Source organism: Geodermatophilus sp. URMC 64 (genome assembly GCF_053502555.1).
Genome location: NZ_CP199955.1, coordinates 4,828,945 through 4,848,352 on the forward strand (window position 1 = coordinate 4,828,945; position 19,408 = coordinate 4,848,352).

General features: G+C 72.6%; 19 protein-coding genes. 5 read left to right on the top strand and 14 right to left on the bottom strand.

Annotation, left to right across the window (positions count from 1 at the left end; translation table 11 throughout):
• Position 1 precedes the first annotated feature (1 nt).
• The 7 genes from ACWIYF_RS23650 to ACWIYF_RS23680 all read right to left on the bottom strand — a co-directional run bounded on the left by ACWIYF_RS23650 (position 2) and on the right by ACWIYF_RS23680 (position 9,793).
• On the bottom strand, positions 2-1,771 hold the full coding sequence (locus tag ACWIYF_RS23650; RefSeq protein ID WP_448625263.1) for a trypsin-like serine peptidase: 1,770 nt from the start codon (positions 1,769-1,771) through the stop codon (positions 2-4).
• 168 nt (positions 1,772-1,939) lie between these two features.
• Positions 1,940-2,929 carry an LLM class flavin-dependent oxidoreductase gene (locus tag ACWIYF_RS23655; RefSeq protein WP_448625264.1) on the bottom strand — a complete coding sequence of 330 codons (990 nt, stop codon included), beginning with the start codon at positions 2,927-2,929 and terminating at the stop codon, positions 1,940-1,942.
• Between the two features lie 69 nt (positions 2,930-2,998).
• Positions 2,999-3,616: a hypothetical protein gene (locus tag ACWIYF_RS23660; RefSeq protein WP_448625265.1), complete on the bottom strand. Its 618-nt coding sequence runs from the start codon at positions 3,614-3,616 to the stop codon at positions 2,999-3,001.
• Positions 3,613-5,835, bottom strand: coding sequence for a multicopper oxidase family protein (locus ACWIYF_RS23665; protein ID WP_448625266.1), 2,223 nt, complete (start codon positions 5,833-5,835; stop codon positions 3,613-3,615). Before ACWIYF_RS23665 ends, ACWIYF_RS23660 begins: the two co-directional genes overlap by 4 nt.
• Before the next feature lie 296 nt (positions 5,836-6,131).
• Positions 6,132-6,743, bottom strand: a complete 612-nt coding sequence (locus tag ACWIYF_RS23670; RefSeq protein ID WP_448625267.1) for a hypothetical protein — start codon at positions 6,741-6,743, stop codon at positions 6,132-6,134.
• The gene (locus tag ACWIYF_RS23675) at positions 6,740-8,983 is read right to left on the bottom strand and encodes a multicopper oxidase family protein (protein ID WP_448625268.1); all 2,244 of its coding nucleotides are present in this window, start codon (positions 8,981-8,983) and stop codon (positions 6,740-6,742) included. Before ACWIYF_RS23675 ends, ACWIYF_RS23670 begins: the two co-directional genes overlap by 4 nt.
• A gap of 150 nt (positions 8,984-9,133) precedes the next feature.
• On the bottom strand, positions 9,134-9,793 hold the full coding sequence (locus ACWIYF_RS23680) for a hypothetical protein (protein WP_448625269.1): 660 nt from the start codon (positions 9,791-9,793) through the stop codon (positions 9,134-9,136).
• Positions 9,794-9,910: 117 nt separating this feature from the next.
• On the opposite strand from ACWIYF_RS23680, the gene ACWIYF_RS23685 reads away from it, so the two are divergent.
• The 3 genes from ACWIYF_RS23685 to ACWIYF_RS23695 all read left to right on the top strand — a co-directional run bounded on the left by ACWIYF_RS23685 (position 9,911) and on the right by ACWIYF_RS23695 (position 12,296).
• Positions 9,911-10,300 carry a VOC family protein gene (locus ACWIYF_RS23685; RefSeq protein WP_448625270.1) on the top strand — a complete coding sequence of 130 codons (390 nt, stop codon included), beginning with the start codon at positions 9,911-9,913 and terminating at the stop codon, positions 10,298-10,300.
• A gap of 105 nt (positions 10,301-10,405) precedes the next feature.
• Complete coding sequence (locus ACWIYF_RS23690; RefSeq protein WP_448625271.1) at positions 10,406-10,855, top strand: hypothetical protein; 450 nt, start codon at positions 10,406-10,408, stop codon at positions 10,853-10,855.
• Between the two features lie 28 nt (positions 10,856-10,883).
• On the top strand, positions 10,884-12,296 hold the full coding sequence (locus tag ACWIYF_RS23695) for a multicopper oxidase family protein (RefSeq protein WP_448625272.1): 1,413 nt from the start codon (positions 10,884-10,886) through the stop codon (positions 12,294-12,296).
• 6 nt (positions 12,297-12,302) lie between these two features.
• On the opposite strand, the gene ACWIYF_RS23700 is transcribed toward ACWIYF_RS23695, so the two are convergent.
• From ACWIYF_RS23700 to ACWIYF_RS23710, 3 genes are read right to left on the bottom strand one after another with little or no spacing between them, the layout of a single operon-like run.
• A complete protein-coding gene (locus tag ACWIYF_RS23700; RefSeq protein ID WP_448625273.1) occupies positions 12,303-13,079 on the bottom strand; it encodes a DivIVA domain-containing protein in 777 nt (258 codons plus the stop codon).
• Complete coding sequence (locus ACWIYF_RS23705; protein WP_448625274.1) at positions 13,076-14,215, bottom strand: FAD-binding oxidoreductase; 1,140 nt, start codon at positions 14,213-14,215, stop codon at positions 13,076-13,078. The genes ACWIYF_RS23700 and ACWIYF_RS23705 overlap by 4 nt, the downstream gene beginning before the upstream one ends.
• Positions 14,216-14,240: 25 nt before the next feature.
• Positions 14,241-14,402, bottom strand: coding sequence for a hypothetical protein (locus tag ACWIYF_RS23710; RefSeq protein WP_448625275.1), 162 nt, complete (start codon positions 14,400-14,402; stop codon positions 14,241-14,243).
• Between the two features lie 227 nt (positions 14,403-14,629).
• Here ACWIYF_RS23710 and ACWIYF_RS23715 point away from each other — a divergent pair, with 227 nt between their 5' ends.
• Positions 14,630-14,824: a hypothetical protein gene (locus ACWIYF_RS23715; protein WP_448625276.1), complete on the top strand. Its 195-nt coding sequence runs from the start codon at positions 14,630-14,632 to the stop codon at positions 14,822-14,824.
• A gap of 8 nt (positions 14,825-14,832) precedes the next feature.
• Here the strand turns inward: ACWIYF_RS23715 and ACWIYF_RS23720 are convergent, their stop codons facing one another.
• From ACWIYF_RS23720 to ACWIYF_RS23735, 4 genes are read right to left on the bottom strand one after another with little or no spacing between them, the layout of a single operon-like run.
• A complete protein-coding gene (locus ACWIYF_RS23720) occupies positions 14,833-16,119 on the bottom strand; it encodes a hypothetical protein (protein WP_448625277.1) in 1,287 nt (428 codons plus the stop codon).
• Positions 16,120-16,159: 40 nt separating this feature from the next.
• On the bottom strand, positions 16,160-17,572 hold the full coding sequence (locus tag ACWIYF_RS23725; RefSeq protein WP_448625278.1) for a TonB-dependent receptor: 1,413 nt from the start codon (positions 17,570-17,572) through the stop codon (positions 16,160-16,162).
• A gap of 57 nt (positions 17,573-17,629) precedes the next feature.
• Positions 17,630-17,800, bottom strand: coding sequence for a hypothetical protein (locus ACWIYF_RS23730; RefSeq protein ID WP_448625279.1), 171 nt, complete (start codon positions 17,798-17,800; stop codon positions 17,630-17,632).
• On the bottom strand, positions 17,797-18,615 hold the full coding sequence (locus tag ACWIYF_RS23735) for a nuclear transport factor 2 family protein (protein WP_448625280.1): 819 nt from the start codon (positions 18,613-18,615) through the stop codon (positions 17,797-17,799). Before ACWIYF_RS23735 ends, ACWIYF_RS23730 begins: the two co-directional genes overlap by 4 nt.
• Before the next feature lie 102 nt (positions 18,616-18,717).
• On the opposite strand from ACWIYF_RS23735, the gene ACWIYF_RS23740 reads away from it, so the two are divergent.
• Positions 18,718-19,224: a DinB family protein gene (locus ACWIYF_RS23740; protein WP_448625281.1), complete on the top strand. Its 507-nt coding sequence runs from the start codon at positions 18,718-18,720 to the stop codon at positions 19,222-19,224.
• Positions 19,225-19,408 lie beyond the last annotated feature (184 nt).

Below are 19,408 nucleotides of genomic sequence, written 5' to 3' on the forward strand. Positions count from 1 at the left end.
GTCATCCCGCGCCCCCGCGCCTGGCCCGCCAGGCACGCAGGTCCGCCCGCAGCGCCGTCACGACGGTCTCCACGTCGTCGGCCCGGTAGATCCCGTTGAACGAGGTCAGCGGCGTCAGCGCCCGGTCGGCGATCTGGTCGAGGACCGCCGGGTCCGCCGGCCGCCCGGTGAGGTCGGCGTGGGCACGGGCCAAGAAGTCGAGGACGGCGCCGCGCGGGAACCCGCCGAGGTACTCGACCACGAGCCCGGGCGGACCCGCGCCGGTCGCCGCGGACGGCGCGGCGAACTCCTGACCCGGCAGGGCGACGGTCTCGAACCCGGCCACGACCAGGCGCAGGTGCGGCTGCAGCAGCGCCGCGGCGACGAACCCGTCGAGCAGGAGGCGGGCGGACTCCGACAGGGCGACCGAGGGGTTGTCGAAGAAGAACCACACGGTGCGGCCGGCGGCCGCGGCGGCCTCCTCGACCGCGGCGGCCAGCTGGCGCGTCCGGTCGCGCGCCGCGGACTCCGGGGTGACCGGCCCGGGTCCGGCCGGGTCCGGCAGCGGGTGCAGCGGCAGGCCCGCGGCGGTGACCCGGCGGCAGATGTCCGCGACGAGGTCGGTGACCAGCTCGTCGAACCCGATCCGCACGAGCGTGGAGCCGGCGCCGTGGCGGTGCAGCAGCCGGCTCAGCAGGTCGTGGGAGAACGCCAGCCCCGTCGTCCCGCCGGCTGCGACGTCGCGCCGCTTGAGCCGCAGGCCGCGGACGCGGCCGGTGGCGTCGCGGGCGGCCGCGACCGCCTCGAAGAAGAGGTCGCGGCCCAGGACGAGAGCGCCGGACTCGGTGCCGTCGAGCGACCACAGTGCCGTCGGGCCGGTGTCGGCCGCCACCAGCGGCCGCAGATCGGCCAGGAACCGGGACAGCGGGACCAGCCGTCCGCCGCCGTCCCACTTGCCCTGGTGCACGCCGGCCAGCTGCAGGGTGGCGTCGAAGCAGGCGCCACCGGACGAGCCGCCCTGCGTGGTGATGTCGTGCCGCCAGCGCGCGGTAACGTTGCGGATCTTGGCCAGCTGCCCCACGCCGTAGCCGCGGTCCGCGCCCTCCGGGTAGTGGACCAGGAACAGCACGCCGTGCGTCGCGGTCGCAGGCGCCGTGGCGGGCAGCCCCGCGAAGCCCAGGTGCGCGGCCGCCGGCCGGCGCATGAGAAGGACGGCGACGTCGTTGCGCCCCTCGACGTCGGCGTCCCGCCGCGGCGCCCGCCCGTCGTACTCGGCGTCCCCGCAGAAGGAGGCGAAGCTCGGCGGGACGATGACGTCCTGCTCGGTGGAGTCGGCCAGGGCCACCCGGATGGACGGCGCCGGCTCCTGCGGTCCGCCCGGCGGGCCGACGGCGACGACGTGCCAGGCCGTGAGCACCAGACTCGGCCCGATCAGGCAGCCGCTGCCGGCGACCTTGCCGTTGACCAGGACCCGGCAGCGGAAGGACTGCGCGCGGGCGCTGAACACGGTGAACGTCGCGGGGTCCACGTGGTCGGCGAAGTCCGCCGGTTCGGGCCGGGTCAGCGGCACACCCTGCCCCTGCAGCGCCGCGGCGAAGGCGTCGACCAGGCGGCGGTGCTGCAACTGCTCGAGCCAGAGCTCCGCGGGGTCACGGCCGAGGAGGTCGGCCGCGGCGGCCAGGCTGTCTGCCGTCAGCCGCGGGCCGTCGCCCTCCTGCACCGCCGCGAGCGCCGCACCGGCCTCCAGCGGGTGTCCCCGGATGGCCTCGGCCAGCTCGGCCTCGTCCCACATCCCCCGGCCCCGCCGATCACCCGACGGGAGCGGGCACGGTCGGCGCCATGGCAGATCGCCTCGTTCCCCCAGCGATGAGGGGCCTCACTGTCCGCCCCTCCGGCAGGGGGCGGAAGTGATTTCCGCGCGATCCGGAACCCCCCGGGGACGCCGCTGCCGGAGGAAGGCTCAGGCGGGGTCGGCCATCGCCTCGGCGGTCAGCGTTACCGAGCGCAGCCGCTCCTCGGTCGTGGGCGACTGGAAGGCGACGATCAGCTCGTCGGCGTCGGCCTGCTTGACGAACCCCTCGAGGTAGTCCCGGACCTCCTCGCGGGTGCCGACCGCGCTGTAGGTGAGCATCTTCTCGACGTGCCGGCCGGCGGGTGACCCGAGCAGCAGGTCGGCCTCCTCCTCGCTGTAGTCGTGGTCGCGCCGGCCGAACAGCCCGGTCGCCCGGATCCGGCGGGTCTGCTGCAGCTGCCGCTGCGCGTCCTCGGTCGTGTCGGCGGCGAGGACGTTGACGCCGGCGATCACGTAGGGCCGGTCCAGCTGCGCCGACGGCCGGAACTCCTGGCGGTACGTGGCGACGGCGGGCTCGAGCATCGCGGGCGCGAAGTGCGAGGCGAACGCGTACGGCAGGCCCAGGGCGGCGGCGAGGGTGGCGCCGAACAGTGACGAGCCGAGCACGTAGAGCGGGACGCGCGAGCCCTTCCCGGGGATGGCGTCGACGCCGGGGACGCGGGTCTCGCCGGCGAGGTAGGCCTGCAGCTCCAGGACGTCCTGCGGGAAGCGGTCGGCCGAGCGGTCGTCGCGGCGCAGCGCGTACATCGTGTTCTGGTCGGATCCCGGCGCGCGGCCGAGGCCGAGGTCGATCCGGCCCGGGTACATCGCGTCGAGGGTGCCGAACTGCTCGGCGATGGTCAGCGGCGAGTGGTTGGGCAGCATGACGCCGCCGGCGCCGAGCCGGATGGTGTTCGTGTGCGCGCCGACGTGGGCGATGAGCACGCTGGTCGCCGAGGAGGCGATGCTCGGCATGTTGTGGTGCTCGGCGTACCAGACCCGCGAGTACCCCGTCTCCTCCGCGCGCTGCGCCAGCGCGACGCTGGCCGCGATGCTCTCGCGCACGGTGCTGCCCCGGGCGATCGGAGCGAGGTCGAGGACGGACAGGGGGATGCGCATGAAGGAGCCTTTCCGAGGGGGTACCTCCAGGGGAACCCCTCGGACAGGCATCCGCTTCCCGCGTTCGGTTCAGCCGGCCGTGTCACGCCTCCGCGGCGCGGCGCCCAGCCGGCCGCCGCGCAGGGCCGCGACCCAGCCGACCAGGACGACGTTGGCGGCCAGGTCCAGCCCCGCGCCGATGCGGGCGCCGAGCAGGTCGGTCTCCAGGCTCTGCTGTGCGGCCTGGACGGGGTCGATGTGCGTCACCGCACCGCCGTCCCCGGTGGTGTGGTTGGCGTGCTGCACCTGCAGCAGCTCCGACTGGAACCGGTAGTCCATCGCCGCGCTGATGCCGACCTCCGCGGTGCCGACCAGCGCGGCGGCCGCGGCGATCAGCAGGGCGGCCGGCACCACGGTGCGCAGCGAGTGCAGCGCCGGCCCGAAGCGCCGCCGGGCGATGGTGTGGGCGCCCAGCACGACGGCGAAGAAGATCGGCAGCGTGAACGCGGTGGTCTGCAGCCAGCTGACGAACGGGCCCTGGCTGCGCTCGATCGCGCCGACGGCCCCTTGCACGGCGGTGAGCACGAACCCGTCGGCGGCGGCGAGGAGCACGGCCAGGGTGGTGACCGTGCCCCAGGGGACGGGCCGGGGAGCCGGCAGCGCCCGCGAGCGCTGCCGGACCGCCGGGGTGAGGGTGGCCGTGGTCACGGCGTGATCTCCCAGCCGAACATCATCGCGTGGTCCTCGTGCGCCAGGTTGTGGCAGTGGGCCACGTACTGGCCGACGAAGTCACGGAATCCGCGGTAGATGATCACCGACTCGCTCGGGTCGAGGGCGACGAGGTCCTCGCGCGAGTAGTCGTCCGGGTGCCCGGGGCTGCCGTTGCGCGCCGACACGTCCTTGCCGTTGCGCATCACGGTGCGGTGCTCCTCCATGTGCAGGTGGAAGGGGTGCACCCAGCCGCCGCCGCCGTTGCGGATCTCCCACAGGGCGAAGCTGCCCTTCTTCTGCGTCGCCGGCAGCATCCGCCCCGCGGGGTTCTTCAGGCTGGTCGCCGGCTTCGTCGGGTCGAAGGCCTGGCCGTTGATCAGCCACTCGGTCTCCCCGCCGGCACTGCCGCGCTGCACCTCGAAGACCAGCCGGTTGTCGAGCATGGTCTTCCAGTTGCTCGGCAGCGGCGGCAGCTCGCGCAGCGGCGTCCCGTCCTTGACCTGGCTGTAGTCGGGCTCCATCTTGTCGTCGTCGATGACGATCTTCATCATCGGGACCTTGTAGTTCTTGTCCGGGGAGAAGCGGGACGAGTTCGACCACATCCGGCCGTCGGGCATCTTCATGACGTTGGTCAGGTAGATGACGTCGTCCTTCTTCGTGGGCGAGCCGTCCATGTACCGCGTGAAGTCCACGACCATCTCGCGCCGCTTGGCCGGCCACAGCTCGAACGAGTCGCGGTTGAACGCGAACGGCACGAGCCCGCCGTCCGAGGCGACCTGCAGCCACTTCATGCACTGCTGCCCGTCGGGGATGCGGTACTGCCCCTGCAGGTCGGCGTCCTTCATGCCGAGGTCGCGGGCGGAGACCGGGCCCTTGGTCGACGTCATGAGCTGCAGCTCGTAAATGCGGGCGATCGAGGCGTCGAGGAACCGGAAGCGGTACTTGCGCCGCTTCACCTTGAGCGTCGGGTAGGCGACGCCGTTGACCGTGAAGATGTCGCCCACGAAGCCGTGGTTCGGGAAGTGCTTGAAGAACGTCTTGCCCCACCACTCCGGGTGCGCCTTGTTCGCCGACTCCGGGAACTCGCTGTCGTGGAAGTCGTGGTGGGTGGTGACGCCGTCGTCGAGCCGGCAGTCGTAGAGGGCCAGCGGGATGTCGTACTCGACGTCGAACGCGCCGTCCTGACGATCGATGCGCTTGCCCGGCAGCCGCAGCCCCTTGGTCTCGTCGCCCGGGTCCAGCTTCGGGTCGTAGATCGGGTAGAGCCCGACCATCCCCTTGTAGACGTTGGACCCGGTCTGGTCCATCCGGTGGTCGTGGAACCAGAAGAAGCTCTGCTTCTCCCGGTCGTCCCCGCCGGCCGGCCAGTTCAGGTACAGGTTGTCGCACCACATGCCCGGCCGGTAGCCCTCGTACTTGGGGCCGTTGCGCATCGAGTAGTGCGGGTTGCCGTCGCTCTCCGGCGCGGTGTGCCCGTTGTGCAGGTGGGTCAGGAACGAGTAGTCGTGCGTGCCGAAGTCCTGCCGGTCCAGGTTGTCGGGGTTCTCGTCCAGGTGGTTGGCGAAGCGGACCAGGGCCGGCTTGCCGTACTCGGCGTTGATCATCGGCCCGGGGAACGTGCCGTTGAAGCCGTAGATCGTGCTCGGCGGCAGGTCCCGCAGCGTCCCCGCGGCGACCGGCTTGCCCGCCTCGTCGAACGACTGCGTCGGCTGCCCGTCCGGGCCGATGGCCAGCACCTTCGACGTGGTGAACGAGTGGGTGTTCACGCGGACGTCGATCTTGTAGACCAGCGGATCCGGGTAGCCGGCCGGCTTCCAGATCTGGTGCCGCTCGTTGTTCAGCGAGCTCTGCTGGCCGGGCCCGGGGCCCGGCGCGCCGCCGGCCATGCCGGCGATCTCCGAGCTCGGGACCGGCGCCAGCGCCTTCGGGATCGGCAGCTCGTCCTTGAACGGCTCGAGGATCAGCGGGCTGGTGGGCCACACCTCGGTGTAGACGGAGTCGGCGATGGCGATCGAGGCCGCGCCGAACACCCCGTCGGCCGAGAGCAGGCCACGCGAGCCGAGGCTCGGCAGCAGGGCGTTCCCGGCGGCGTAGAGGCCGACGGCCGCGGCGCCGGTCGCCCCGACCCGCAGGAACATCCGCCGCGAAACCTCGTGCGCGCTCGGCGTCGCCTCGTGCGTGGTGGCCGGTCCGTGGTTCAGGGTGTCGGAGCTCACCGGGCTCCCCTTTCGAACTCGCCCCGTGTGTGTTGAGGAAAGGGTTCCGCCCGGACGTGTCGGGCGGCAGCCCGTCAACAGGGGGGTGCAACACCCGAAAGTTGGGGAGGGCAACCCCGGGTGGCCGCGGCTGCACTCGATTTCCGTAGCGCAGGGTGAGTCAGCGGCTCTGCTGCGAGGCCAGGGGGGATCTGGTGCCGGCCGGTCGTCGGAGGCGACGGTCAGGACAGGCCGACGGGCCGGGTGGAGGCGTGCCGGTCACGCACACCTCCACCCGGCCCGCTCGGTGCCGTCGGTCAGGTTTCCCGGCGCCGGGGCGCGGCGTCGAGCCGGCCGCCGCGGAGCGCCACCACCCAGCCGACCAGGACGACGTTGGCGGCCAGGTCCAGCCCCGCGCCGATGCGGGCGCCGAGCAGGTCGGTCTCCAGGCTCTGCTGTGCGGCCTGGACGGGGTCGATGTGCGTCACCGCACCGCCGTTCGCGCTGGCGTGGTTGGCGTGCTGCACCTGCAGCAGCTCGGACTGCAGGCGGTAGTCCATGGCCGCGCTGATGCCGACCTCGGCGGTGCCGACCAGGGTAGCGGCGGCGACGACCAGCAGCCCGGCCGCGGCCACCTTCCGGGCCGAGTGCAGCGCCGGCCCGAGCCGGCGCCGGGCGACGGTGAACGCGCCCAGCACGACGGCGAAGAAGACCGGCAGCGTGAGTGCGGTGATCTGCAGCCAGAAGACGAACGGACCCTGGCTGCGCTCGATCGCGCCGACCGCACCCTGCACGGCGGTGAGCACGAACCCGTCGGCGGCGGCCAGCAGCACCGCGAGCGCGGTCACCGTCCCCCACGGGACGGGCCGGGGGCCCGGCAGCACCCGCGAGCGCTGCCGGACCGCCGGGGCCAGGGTGGCCGTGGTCACGGCGTGATCTCCCAGCCGAACATCATCGCGTGGTCCTCGTGCGCCAGGTTGTGGCAGTGGGCCACGTACGGACCGACGAAGTCCCGGAAGCCGCGGTAGATGATCACCGACTCGCTCGGGTCGAGGGCGACGAGGTCCTCACGGGATTTGTCGTCCGGGTGACCCGGGCTGTTCACCGTCACGTCCTGGCCGTTGCGCATCACCGTGCGGTGCTCCTCCATGTGCAGGTGGAAGGGGTGCACCCAGCCGCCGCCGCCGTTGCGGATCTCCCACAGGGCGAAGCTGCCCTTCTTCTGCGTCGCCGGCAGCATCCGCCCCGCGGGGTTCTTCAGGCTGGTCGCCGGCTTCGTCGGGTCGAAGGCCTGGCCGTTGATCAGCCACTCGGTCTCGCCGCCGGCACTGCCGCGCTGCACCTCGAAGATCAGCCGGTTGTCCATCAGGCTCTGCCAGTTCGGCGGCAGCGGCGGGAGGGGGCGCAGCTTCTTGCCCTCCGCGATGTCGCTGTCGTCGGGAGCCATCCCCGCTCCGTCGATGACGAACTTCAGGATCGGGACCTTGTACTGCGGGTCCGGCGTGAAGCGGGGTGTGTTGTTCCACATCCGGCCGTCTTCCATCTTCGTGACGTTGGTCAGGTAGATCTCGTCACCGTCGCTGGTCGGCGAGCCGTCCTGGTACTTGGTGAAGTCGATGACCATCTCGCGGCGCTTGGCCGGCCACAGCTCGAAGGCGTCCCGCTCGAAGGCGAAGGGCAGCAGCCCACCGTCGGAGGCGATCTGCAGGAACTTCATGCACTGCTGGCCGTCGGGGATGCGGTACTGCCCCTGCAGCTCGCCGTCCGTGTATCCGAGGTCCTTGGCGGCCTTCGGGCCCTTCGTCGAGCTCAACAGCTTCAGCGTGTAGATGCGGGCGATGGAGGCGTCGAGGAACCGGAAGCGGTACTTGCGCCGCTTCACCTTGAGGGTCGGGTAGGCGACGCCGTTGACGGTGAAGATGTCGCCCACGAAGCCGTGGTTCGGGAAGTGCTTGAAGAACGTCTTGCCCCACCACTCCGGGTGCGCCTTGTTCGCCGACTCCGGGAACTCGCTGTCGTGGAAGTCGTGGTGGGTGGTGACGCCGTCGTCGAGCCGGCAGTCGTAGAGGGCCAGCGGGATGTCGTACTCGACGTCGAAGGACCCGTCGGAGTTGTTCTTGCGGACGCCGGGCAGGCGCAGGCCCTTGGTCTCGTCGCCCGGGTCGAGCTTCGGGTCGTAGATCGGGTAGAGCCCGACCATCCCCTTGTAGACGTTGGACCCGGTCTGGTCCATCCGGTGGTCGTGGAACCAGAAGAAGCTCTGCTTCTCCCGGTCGTCCCCGCCGGCAGGCCAGTTCAGGTACAGGTTGTCGCACCACTCCCCCGGCCGGTAGCCCTCGTACTTCGGCCCGAACCGCATCGTGTAGTGCGGGTTGCCGTCGCTCTCCGGCGCGGTGTGCCCGTTGTGCAGGTGGGTCAGGAACGAGTAGTCGTGCGTGCCGAAGTCCTGCCGGTCGTAGTTCTCCGGGTTCCCGTCCAGCATGTTGTTGAACCGGACGAGCACGGGCTTGCCGTACTCGGCGTTGATCATCGGCCCGGGGAACGTGCCGTTGAAGCCGTAGATGCAGCTCTTCGGCAGCTCGTACCCGGCAGCCGGGTCCACGGGAACCGGGTTGCCGGTCTCGTCGAACGCGTTCGTCGGCTGACCCAGGTTGGTGATCGGCAGCACCTTCGACGAGGTGAAGGAGTGGCCGGCGACCTTGATGTCGATCTTGTAGACGATGGGATCCGGGGAGCCGACCCGGGGATCGGTGGGCCAGATCTGGTGCTGCTCGTTGCCCAGGGAGTTCTGCTGCCCCTGGCCCGGGCCCGGAGGCTTCGCCCAGGACTTGTAGTCGGCGCTCGGGGCGAGCGCCTTGGGGATCGGCAGCTCGTCCTTGAACGGCTCCAGGATCAGCGGGCTGGTCGGCCACACCTCGGTGTAGACGCCGTCGGCGATGGCGATCGAGGCCGCGCCGAACACGCCGTCCGGAGAGAGCAGGCCACGCTGGCCGAGGCTCGGCAGCAGGGCGTTCCCGGCGGCGTAGAGGCCGACGGCCGCGGCGCCGGTCGCACCGACCCGGAGGAACATCCGCCGCGAGACCTCGTGCGCGCTCGGCGTCGCCTCGTGCGTGGTGACGGCAGCGGCCTGCGTGGTGGCCGGCCCGCGGTCCATGGTGTCGGAGCTCACCGGGCTCCCCTTTCCAACTCGCCCCGTACGTGTCGAGGGAAAGGGTTCCGTCCGGGCGTGTCGGGGGGCAGCCCGTCAACAGGGGGATGGCACACCCGAAAGTTGGGGAGGGCAACAGCCGGGTGGTCGACGCCCGTTGCCGACGGTCACTCAGCGGCTCTGCAGCGCATCCAGAGCGACGGCCATCGCGGCCGCGACGCGGAAGTCGAGCCGGGGATCCGGGACCGTCACCGTGTAGCGGTCCCGGATGGCCTTGCGCCGCTCGCTGACCAGCACGACCCGGCCGGTGGCGGTGTCGACGAAGTCGAAGTGGAAGACGAACGGCACCCAGATGTCGCCGAGGTAGGGGATGAAGTCCCAGATCCGCCGCAGGATCGCGATCGCCGGACGGCGCTCCCGCCCGACGGCCTGCAGGCCGGGCACGCTGAGGTTCCAGGTCGAGCGCAGGAGGCTCGCGCCGAACTGCTTGCTGAAGCTGCCCAGGACGACGCCGTTCTCGTCGTAGACGTCGTGCTCGGCGTGGACGTCGAGCACCTGCCGGGCCTTGAAGGAGAACACCCGGCGGGTCTTCGCCTCGTCGGCGTAGAAGTCGACCTGCTCCTTGAGCTTCATCCGCTTCTGCTCGGCGAACGCGAGGAGCTGCCCCTCGCTGCCGTCGGGGTTGGCAGCCCGGATCTCGTACCGGTTGACCATCACCGTGATCCGCTGGCTGATGAGGAAGTTCGGCACGACCATCGCGGCCGCGGGCGGCCCTCCGGCGTAGTCGGTCACGGTGCGCTCCCAGGGCTCGTCGCGGGCAGGTCCGCCCATCCTGGCGTCGTCCCGACCGGACGTCGACGTTCTCCTTGCCCGCCGGTCCCGGGCGGGGCTAGCGTCCGCGCGCATCGCTGCGGGGGGCGAGCCCACACGAGCACTCGGGAGCACCCCATGTTGAGCGACAGCCGGGTCGAGGCGAACATCCCCGCGGCGGACCTCGGGCGGGCGCGGGAGTTCTACGCGGACAAGCTGGGCCTCACCCCGGTCCACGAGTTCGGCGGCGTCCAGCTGACCTACGAGACCGGGGGCGGCACCCGGTTCAACCTCTACCAGACCGCCTACGCCGGGCAGGCCGGCCACACCATCGCCCAGTGGCACGTGGCCGACATCGAGGCCGAGGTTCGCGACCTCAAGGCCAAGGGCGTGGCGTTCGAGGTCTACGAGGGCATGCCGGGTGTCTCCTGGGACGGCGAGATCGCGTCCCTGCCGGGCATGGGCAGGGCGGCCTGGTTCAAGGACAGCGAGGGCAACATCCTCTGCGTCGACCAGCCCGAGGCCTGAGCCGGACGTCCTCGCCGACGCGTGTACTAATCCCCTTCCTCGCCGCTCTGGGGAGGAGTAGACCTGCCCGCGTCCGCGGGGGTCGGATACCGAGAGGGGAACACGGTGAGGCAGACCTATCGAGTGATGGCCGGGCTGATCGCGCTGGGGGTCGTGGTGCAGGCCGCAGCCATCGCGTTCGGCTGGTTCACCGCGATCAGCGACCTGGACTCCGGCCTGGTCATCGACGAGAACTACGAGGGCAACGGCGGGCACGCGCTGCACGGGATCGTCGGCCTGTACGTCATGCCCGCCCTCGGCCTCATCTTCCTGATCGTGGCGCTGGTGGCCGGCCGCGCCGTGCCTCGCGGGCGCACGTGGGGCGCCATCGTGTTCGTCGCGATCCTCGTCCAGGTCGTGCTGGCCATCGTCGCGTTCAGCGCTCCGGCGATCGGCGCACTGCACGGGCTCAACGCGCTGGTCATCCTCGGGACCGCCGGCCGGGCGGCGATGCTGGCCCGCACCCCGGCCCCCGCGGTGGACCGGTCCGCGGCCGGGACGTCGCTCCCTGTCTGACCGGCCCCGCCGCCGCTGGCGGCTGTACGTGCCGCTGGCCGTCGGCGTCCTCGTCCTGGGCGCGCTGGGCTGGTACTGGATGGCAAGCCTGGTGCCCTCGACCTACTCGGTCATGGACATGGGCTACGTCGACTCCGGCGGCGGGCCCGCGCACGCCCACGGCGCCGGCCGCAGCGTCGCGGACCTGACCGGTCCGGAGACGGGGCAGCCGGCCCTCGCCGTCGAGCTCGAGGCACGCCGGGGACCGGTGCGGCTGGCCAGCGGCGAGGTGGTGCAGGGCTACACGCTGGGCGGCACGTCGCCGGGGCCGGCGCTCGAGGTCACCCAGGGCGACCTGGTCGAGGTCACGCTGGTCAACGTCGACGTGCCGGACGGCGTCACGCTGCACTGGCACGGGGTCGACGTCCCCAACGCGGAGGACGGCGTCGCGGGGGTCACCCAGGACGCCGTGGCCCCCGGGGACAGCCACGTCTACCGGTTCGTCGCCGAGGACGCCGGCACGTACTGGTACCACTCGCACCAGGTCTCGCACGAGCAGGTGCGCGGGGGGCTGTTCGGCACGCTGGTCGTCCTGCCCCCGAACGGCGTGGCGGAGACCGACGTCGTCGCCCCGGTGCACACCTACAGCGGCCGGCGCACGCTGAGCGGGAGCACCGGGACGACGGAGGTCGCCGCCGACGCGGGAACCCGCGTGCGGGTGCGCCTGGTCAACACCGACTTCGGTCCGCTGCGGGCGTGGGTCAGCGGCTCGCCGTTCCGGGTGCTGGCCGTCGACGGGTCCGACCTGGCCGGGCCCACGGACCTCATCGACGAGGGCGTGGTGGTCACCGCCGGCGGGCGGACCGATCTGCTGGTCACCGCGCCCGCCCGGGTCGACGTCGGCGGCGGCGCCGCGCTGGTGCTCGGCCCGCCGGGTACGGCGGTCGAGGCGCGCACGGCGCCGTCCCGCCAGGTCGACCTGCTGGCGTACGGCAGCCCGGCGGCGCTGCCCTTCGACGCCGAGCACCCGGACCGGCACTTCCGCTACGACATCGGCCGCCGGATCGGCCTGATCGACGGCCGGCCGGGGTTCTGGTGGACCATCAACGGCGGCCTCTACCCGGACGTCCCGATGTTCCACGTCGAGGAGGGCGACGTCGTGCGGATGACCATCCGCAACGACAGCGGCGACGTCCACCCGATGCACCTGCACGGGCACCACGCGTTCGTGCTGTCCCGCGACGGCGTCCCGTCCACGGGCAGCCCGTGGGAGGTCGACTCGCTCAACGTCCTCGACGGCGAGACCTACGAGATCGCGTTCGTCGCGGACAATCCCGGCATCTGGGCCGACCACTGCCACAACCTCGAGCACGCCAGCGACGGACTGGTGGCCCACCTCGCCTACGCCGGGGTCACCGAGCCCTTCCGGGTGGGGGACGACGCCGGGAACGACCCGGAGTGACCCCGGTCAGCCCCGCTGCTCGACCACCTCGGCGGTCACGATCGGGTGCTCGGACGTGCTGTCGGACATCGGCATCTCCCGGGCGACGTTGCCCTGCGCCGCCGCGGCCCGCTCCGTGGCGGGGGCCCCCCGCTGCGCCGGCGTCCGGAGAGGTGCCTGCGGCAGGGCCGAGGGCTCCGCGCGGCCCCACTCGGACTCCACGTCGGTGAGCAGCGCCTCCAGGTACGCGCGCAGCTGCGTGCGGCAGGCCTGCGCGAACGCCTTGAGGTAGGCGACCTGCTCCTCGAGCTCCTCGGTGGTGGCGCTGCGCTGGGGAGCGGCCGGCTCCTCGGCGGCCGGCGTGCCGGTGCCGACCATGCGGGCGGCCTGCTCGTGCGCGGCCTGGATGATCGCGCCGGCGCTCTCCCGCGCCGTCCGGAGCGACTCCTCGTAGCGCGCCCGGGCGTCGGCGGTCATCTGCCGGCTGAAGTCCTCCGCCTCTGAGACGTACTGGTCGGCCGTCTGCTGGGCCGTGGCGAGCAGCTTCACGGCCTGGTCGCTCGGGGCCTCGTGGGTCACGGCCTCCTCGACCTGGTCCTGCAGCGCACGCACCTGCGAGCGCAGGTCGGCCTTCTCGGCGTGCAGCTGGCTCACCTCCTGCGCGACCCGGTTGAGGAAGCGGTCGACCTCCTCCTCGTTGTAGCCGGGGCGCAGCATGGTGCCGCGGGAGAACTGCACGCTGTGCAGGTCGTTCGGGGACAGCCGGCGTCCCCGCTCTCCGGACCCGCGCTCGTTCGTGGTCATTCGGTCACGTCCCCCTCAACGTTGGGTCCCTGTCGGCTGGCGGCGAACACCTCGGCGCGGATGCGCTCCCGTTTCAGGCCGGACGCCACGAGCCGGGACTCGGTGTCCTCGACCATGGGCGCCGGCCCGGCGACGTACACGTCCCGGCTCAGCCACGGGCCGTGCCGGAGGACGACGTCCCCGATGTCTCCGTGTTCGAGCGGTGACTCCTTGTCATCGGAGACAGCGTAGGTGACGGACAACCACGGGTACTCCTGCACCAGGCGGTCGAGCTCGGGCCGGTCGTAGAGCTGGTCCTCGATGCGGGCGCCGACGAACAGGTCCACCCGCCGGGCCGGGCCGTAGCGGGCGACCTGGTCGACCAGTGCCTTGAGCGGCGCGAGGCCCATGCCGCCGGCGACGAGCAGCAGGTCGCGGTCGGCCTCGGCGTCGAGGGCGAGGTGGCCCAGGGGCGGGCCGAGGCGCACCCAGTCCCCCACCCCGGCCTGCCGCACGAGGGCCGAGCTGACCGGGCCGCCGTCCCGGGCCTTGACGTGGAGCTCGATGTGCCCGTCCTGGCGCGGCGCATTGGCCGGCGAGTAGTAGCGCCAGAGCTTCGGCCGCAGCTCGGTCTCGATGGAGATCGACTGCCCGGCCGCGTAGGGCAGCTCCTTCTCCGGCCGCAGCCGGAGGACGGCGATGTCGAACGTCCGGCGCTCGTGCGCGACGATCTCGGCGTCCCACCACGCCGGCTGGTCCTCGGCGGCCAGTGCCGCGTCGATCATGACCTTGGCGACCAGCTGGTAGGCCGCCGTCCAGTCCTGGGCGAGCTGCGGGTTCCACTCGTCGTCGAAGTGCCGGAGCGTGGCCAGCAGGCTCTCGCCGACCGGCGGGTAGTGCTCGGCGACCGTGCCGAACTTGCGGTGGTCGCGGCCGAGCGCCTGGAGGACCGGGATGACGCTGTCGAGGTCGTCGAGATAGTTGACGACGTCCCCCAGGGCCTGGAACAGCCGGTCGCGCTGGTGCGCCATCGAGACCGGGAACAGCCGCCGGGTCTCGGGATGGGTCAGGAACAGGTGGGAGTAGAAGTACAGCGGGGCCTCGTCACCGGCGGCCGCGGCCTTGGCGAAGTTGGCCCGCATCGCAGCGATGTCCACGCGGTAGAGCTCCTCCGGACGGCGGTCAGCGGGCCGCGCTGCGCGCGCGGACGAGGGCGTGCGGGGCGAGCCCCGGATGATCGCGGGCGCCGTCCCCGGCAGGCCCGCAGGTCTGCTGTCCGCATGGTCGTTCGTCGGTCGACATCACCTGCTCCGCCTTCTCCCCCGTGATGTCGGTGTCCTCCACCCTGACATGGCGATCGAGATCTCACGACCCGGGCTGCGAGGACGACGGCGTGTCCGGCCGATGTCGGCAGGCAGCGGCCGGACTCAACCCGAGACCCGCGAGAAGGCATCCGGGGCTCTTCGTCAGATCGTGGCCGTGTGCCCCGGCCCCCGGCGGGGGACCGTCCCGCATCATCGTTGGGCGCTGGCAGGAGGCCGCGCCGCAACACTTTTCCAAGGAGGACGCCGGTGCACATCCGTGCCTGCACACGGCGTCCGATCGTCGGCCGGCCCGTCGCGCGCCGCCGGCCGGCCGGCCGGGGCCGCCCGCGGTGGGTGCACTCCGGGACGGGCGCCGCGGCCGACCGCCGCGGCGACCTCGGGCTGGCCGATCCCGCCGCCGAGGACTTCCGCGACCACAGCTGGCGGGGCCCGATCCGCTAGCAGCGGTGTCACCCCGCGGGCCCGCTGATCGGCGCGGTCACCAGCGGGACGCCGGAGCCGTCGAGGATCCGCACGCTCTCCGCGCCGCGGGGCGGCAGCGGCGCGATGCCGGCGCCGTCGACGAGCGGGACCGTGGCGGCGAGCGCGCCGTCCAGGAGGAGCACCTCGGCCCGGGCCCCGGCGCTGGGTCCGCTCACGACGAGGGAACGGGACAGGCGCAGGGCGAACACCCGGTCGAGCACCGCGGTCCCGGCCGGCGCAGGCCGGACCAGCGTGCAGTAGGTCGGCCGCCCCGAGGTGGACCGCGGGTCCGTCCGGTAGGTCGCGACGTAGGCCGTGGTGGCGCCCGAGGGGAACGTCCCGCCCACGAGCAGCGCGCCCGGGGTGCTCAGGAGGAGGGTCAGGGCGATGTCGTCGGCGTTCGCGCCGTACTGCGCGGCCAGGACGCCGACGGCGAAGTCGAGCTGCCCCTCCGGGACCGAACCGCGGAGCCCGCGGGGATCTGCCGGCTCCACCGGGAAGGGCCGCCCGTCGCCGTCCGAGCGGTCGGTGAGCTCCGGGTAGAACGGAGCGACGCCCCCACCCTGGCGCAGGATGCGCACCGGTGGCGTCCCGAGCCGGCTCGCCAGCGGGTCGACGCGCACCGCGCCCGCGCCGTCGTCGCTCGGGACGTGCGCCCATCGCTCCTGGGTCTGGCCGGACGCCGTGACGGTCCGCCCGGTCACGACCTCGATCCGGTCTCCGGGGAAGGACACCACCGTGACCACGGTGCTGTCCGCCCGGGCGGGGACGTCCCACAGCGCCAGGGGGTCGTGCGGCCCCACCTCCGCCGGCCTCGCGGCGAGCCGCATCCGGCCCGGATCGGCGTTCTCGGGGCCGGTGAACCAGGCGTGGAACACCACCGCGCCCTCGGGGCGCGCGAGCACCAGTGCCACCCGTCCCCCGGGGACGTCGCCCGCGAAGGCGACCGTGCGGGTGCCGGCCGGTGGGTCCACCGGCTCGCTCACCGGCCGCGCGCCGGCGGGGTCGCGCCACGCCCAGCTCAGCGCGGCCACGCCGGCCAGCCACTGCCCGTCGCCGGCCAGCGAGCCCCGTGTCGGCTGGTCGACGAGCTCGCGCGGCGCGACGGTGCGGGCGACCTCCTCCGAGCGAGCGGCGGGCTCGGCCTCCCGCGCCTCGTCGACCCCGCCTCTCAGCAGGGGTACGGCGGCGAAGGGCAGGAGGACACCGAGGCCCGCGCCCGCCAGCCACAGCCGGAGACGCCGCTGCCGACGGGCGTCGTCCCCGGGCCCCATGAGGTCCTCTCCGCTCGAGGGATGACGGTTCCGGCGGCGATCAGGCCGACGGCAGGCCGCGGTCGCGCGGGTATCCGAAGAAGCCCCGCTTCTTGATCAGCTCGGCCACCTCGGTCGGCACCTGCGACTCCCAGCCGGTGTCCTCGGTGGGGATCCGCCGGAGCACGTCCCGGCTGAGGATGGGCAGGTAGTCGGGCTTGTAGTTGTCCAGGCAGACGAAGCTGCCGCGGCGGTAGAGGTAGTCGAACAGCGGCCGCAGGTCCTCGGCGACCTCGACGGTGTCCACGGTGACGACGGAGCCGTCCCGGAGCATCGGGTAGACGAACAGCCGCAGGTCGTTCTTGAACAGCCGGCCGAAGCTCTCCAGGATGCCGCCGGGCAGGTCGGCGTGGCGCGACTCGTCGAACAGGCCGAGCAGGCTCGGGACACCCATGACCATCCCGATCCGGCCGTCGGTGCGCAGGGCGAGGTAGGCGGCGAGCCGGTGGTAGGCGAGGAAGTCGCTGATCAGCACGGTCAGGCCGCACGCGGAGAGCAGGTCGGCGCGGGCCAGGAAGTCCTTCCGCGAGACCTCGCCCTCGGCTCGCAGGTTGGCCATGGTCAGCTCGGTGAGCATCAGGATGTCGCGGCCTGCGACGGCGGGATCGGCCTCGAACTTCTCCCTGGCCGCCTCGAGCATGTCGATGTTGACGACGGTCGGCGGCCGGAAACTGCCGCGCTCGACCAGGATCGCCTTCTTGCGCAGCACCTCGCTGGGCTGGAGCACCTGACGGTCCGGCGCGAACATCGCCGCGCCGCTGAGGCCGAGCTGGACCAGCTTGAGCGCGAGCACCCGGTTGTCGACCGCGCGGAACTCGATGCCGCGCATCTCGATCAGGTCGATCTCGATGCGGCCGGTGGTCAGCTGGTCGAGCAGGCTCTCGACGACGCGGTCGGGCTCGTGGTGCTGGAAGAAGGCGCCGTGCAGCAGGTTGATCCCGACGACGCCGAGGGCCTCCTGCTGCTGCCCCGCGTCGTCGTCGAGCATCCGCACGTGCAGGACGATCTGGCTCGGTTCGTCCCGCGGGTGGGACTGGAACTTCACACCGATCCAGCCGTGGCACTCGTTGCCCCCGCGATAGCTGCGGGCGACCACCGTGTCGGCGAACGCGAAGAAGGAGGTGTCGTCGCCGCGCTGGTCGCTCAGCCGCTCCAGGTTGAGCTCGAACTCGTGGTCGAGCATCGCCTGCAGCCGGCCCTTGGAGACGTAGCGGTCGGCCTTGCCGTAGACGGCGTCGCTGACGGCCATGTCGTAGGCCGACATCGTCTTGGCGACCGTGCCCGCCGCGCCGCCGGCACGGAAGAACCAGCGCGCGACCTCCTGCCCCGCCCCGATCTCGGCGATCGTGCCGTACCAGCGCAGGTCGAGGTTGATCTGCAGCGCCTTCTGCAGGGTGTCGACGCCGGCGTCCATGCGGGCTCCCCTTCCGGTACCCCCGCGGGTGGCGCGGAGCCTAGCCCGAGGCGGTCCTCATCGACCCCTGAGCGCGCGCCCGATCCGCCACCACGAGGCGCCGTCCGCCCGGGCTCGCGCGACGGACCTGCCGATCTCCCGGTCGAGCCGGCGCCGGACGGCGGCCCGGGCGGCCACCAGCTTCTCGATGCGGGCCAGCGCGCGTCGCCCCGGTTCCCGCCGGTTCACGGCGCCGCTTCCTGCCCGGCAGGAGCGGCCCGCCAGGCGGCCCGCCACTCGGGCGCCTCCCAGGGCTCCATGGAGTAGTCGGTCTCCCGGGCGACCTTGCCGCCGCGGAACTCGGCGATGTCGACGCCGTACTTCCACGGGCCGCCGTCGTAGCGGAGGCGGAGCTCGATGACCCACACGGCGCCACCGCCGCGGACCCGGTCGATGACGAAGTCGACCTTCGCCGGGAACTGCGCCCGCCACTCGCGGAAGTTCTCGACGCCGGCGAACCGCTCCCCGGACTGCGGGAACTCGAGCACGGCGTCGTCGGTGTAGACCTCGTGCGCCTTGGCCATGTCGATGGCGGCGAGGTCGAAGTGGTGCTGCATCGTCGCGCGGACGGCGTCGGCGTCCAGGGTGCCCGCGGCCGCCCCGGCGGCGGGCTCGTCCGCCGTCCCGGGCGCCCGCCAGCGCGCCCGCCACTCGGGGGCATCCCAGGCCTCGGTCCAGTAGATGGACTCGCGGGAGACCAGCGCACCGCGGAACTCCAGGATGTCGACGCCGAAACCCCACGGCCCGTCGCCATAGCGGACGCCGAACTCCGCGACCCAGACGTCGCCGGAGCCGCGGACCCGGCGGAGCTCGAGGTCGACCGACGGGGCGGGGTACTGCCGGCGCCACTCCTTGAAGTTGGGGACGCCCTCGAACCGCTCCCCCGACTGCGGGAACTCGAGAACGGCGTCGGGGGCGTAGATCTCGTGCGCGCCGTCCTCGTCGCCGGCGGTGCTCCGGTCGATGTAGTGCTGCAGGGCGGCTCGGACGGCTGCGGCGTCCATGACTCCCCCTACGGAACGAGGCGGTACCGGCCGAACGTACCGCCGTCCGCGCCCGCGCAAAACGGTGCGCCGCAGCGCCGTTGCGGCACTACGGTCCGCCGCGTGACCCTGCCCCGTGAGCGCCCGCCCCGGATCGCCGACGAACGGACCCAGCTGATCGGGTGGCTGGACATGCAGCGATCCCTGGTGCCCTACAAGTGCGAGGGGCTCGCCGAGGAGGACGCGCACCGGGCGCTGCTGCCGAGCTCTCCCCTGATGACCGTGGCCGGCCTGGTGTCGCACCTGCGCTGGGTCGAGCACTGCTGGTTCGAGGTGGTCTTCCTGGGGCGCGGCGAGGAGGAGAACCCGCAGTTCGGGGACGTCGACGACGCCGACTTCATGGTCGACGACGTCCCGCTGTCCCGGCTGCTGGACGAGTACGCCGCCCAGTGCGCGGCGTCGAACGAGACGATCGCCGCCGCGTCGTTCGACGACGTCGGGCGGCATCCCGAGTACGGCGCCGAAACGCTGCGCTGGATGCTGCACCACATGCTCGAGGAGACCGCCCGGCACGTCGGGCACCTGGATCTCCTGCGCGAGCAGCTGGATGGGACGAAGGGGTACTGGTGAGGCGACCGCGTGGCCGACGCCACGTCGCCCGGGTGCGCGGGGTCGGGCGGCGGTCACCCTAGAGTCGGTGCACCGCCGGCCCCGAGGGCCGTGCACCTCCTTCACCTCCCCACGAGCGGCGCCGGGCATGCCGGTGCCCGTTCGTCCCGCTGTTCGGGTCCGCCGTTGCGGGTGGCGCGACGGG

What these genes read in the sequence shown, in the direction of transcription:
- ACWIYF_RS23685 (WP_448625270.1), top strand. Translation starts at nt 9,911, where the DNA reads ATGTTGAGCGACAGCCGGGTCGAGGCGAACATCCCCGCGGCGGACCTC.
- ACWIYF_RS23650 (WP_448625263.1), bottom strand. Translation starts at nt 1,771, where the DNA reads ATGTGGGACGAGGCCGAGCTGGCCGAGGCCATCCGGGGACACCCGCTG.
- ACWIYF_RS23655 (WP_448625264.1), bottom strand. Translation starts at nt 2,929, where the DNA reads ATGCGCATCCCCCTGTCCGTCCTCGACCTCGCTCCGATCGCCCGGGGC.
- ACWIYF_RS23720 (WP_448625277.1), bottom strand. Translation starts at nt 16,119, where the DNA reads ATGGGGCCCGGGGACGACGCCCGTCGGCAGCGGCGTCTCCGGCTGTGG.
- ACWIYF_RS23735 (WP_448625280.1), bottom strand. Translation starts at nt 18,615, where the DNA reads ATGGACGCCGCAGCCGTCCGAGCCGCCCTGCAGCACTACATCGACCGG.
- ACWIYF_RS23725 (WP_448625278.1), bottom strand. Translation starts at nt 17,572, where the DNA reads ATGGACGCCGGCGTCGACACCCTGCAGAAGGCGCTGCAGATCAACCTC.
- ACWIYF_RS23700 (WP_448625273.1), bottom strand. Translation starts at nt 13,079, where the DNA reads ATGACCACGAACGAGCGCGGGTCCGGAGAGCGGGGACGCCGGCTGTCC.
- ACWIYF_RS23680 (WP_448625269.1), bottom strand. Translation starts at nt 9,793, where the DNA reads ATGGGCGGACCTGCCCGCGACGAGCCCTGGGAGCGCACCGTGACCGAC.